The sequence below is a fragment of the Burkholderia sp. AU15512 genome (assembly GCF_002223325.1).
Taxonomy (GTDB): domain Bacteria; phylum Pseudomonadota; class Gammaproteobacteria; order Burkholderiales; family Burkholderiaceae; genus Burkholderia.
The window spans coordinates 1-967 of sequence record NZ_NKEX01000020.1; the positions used below are offsets into that span (position 1 = coordinate 1).

The window sequence follows — 967 nt, forward strand, 5'->3', positions numbered from 1 at the left end:
ACTACGACAAGGCGGTGATGATCGGCACCGTGCCGGCGCTCATCGCGCTCGGCTGGCGCTGGAAGCCCGCGCGGCTGATGATGGCGTCGATCGCCGTGCTGGCGCTGCTGTCGATCCAGATCTACCAGGGCGATCTCGCGCGCGCCGATTCGGCGTTCTTCCTCAAGTACTTCCTGTCGAGCCAGTCGGCGATCCTGTGGATGAGCGCGCTGTTCGTGCTCGCAACGATTTTCTACTGGATCGGCTTGCTCGCGCGCTCGGAGTCGGGCTCCGCGATCGGCCAGAAGCTAACGTGGGTCGCCGTGCTGATGGGCTTCACCGGCCTGATGGTGCGCTGGTACGAGTCCTACCTGATCGGGGCGGACGTCGGGCACATTCCGGTATCGAACCTGTATGAAGTGTTCGTGCTGTTCAGCCTGATCACCGCGCTGCTCTATCTGTATTACGAAGGCCACTACGGCACGCGCGCGCTCGGTGCGTTCGTGCTGCTGGTGATCAGCGCGGCCGTGGGCTTCCTGATGTGGTACTCGGTCGCGCGCGACGCGCAGCAGATCCAGCCGCTCGTGCCGGCGCTGCAGAGCTGGTGGATGAAGATCCACGTGCCGGCGAACTTCATCGGCTATGGCAGCTTCGCGCTGTCGGCGATGGTGTCGGTCGCGTACCTGATGAAGGAGCGCGGCGTGCTCGCCGATCGCCTGCCGACGCTCGACGTGCTCCACGACGTGATGGTCAAGTCGATCGCGGTCGGTTTCGCGTTCTTTACGATCGCGACGATCCTCGGCGCGCTGTGGGCCGCCGAAGCATGGGGCGGCTACTGGAGCTGGGACCCGAAGGAAACCTGGGCGCTGATCGTGTGGCTCAACTACGCGGCGTGGCTGCACATGCGCCTGATGAAGGGCCTGCGCGGCACGGTGGCCGCATGGTGGGCGCTCACGGGCCTGCTCGTGACGACCTTCGCGTTCCTCGG

The 967-nt window shown here is 65.4% G+C and carries 1 protein-coding gene; it reads left to right on the plus strand.

Annotated features, from left to right (window positions below; genetic code table 11):
- A partial coding sequence (ccsB, locus tag CFB43_RS37465; protein ID WP_089499096.1) for a c-type cytochrome biogenesis protein CcsB occupies window positions 1–967 on the plus strand: 967 nt, incomplete at both ends.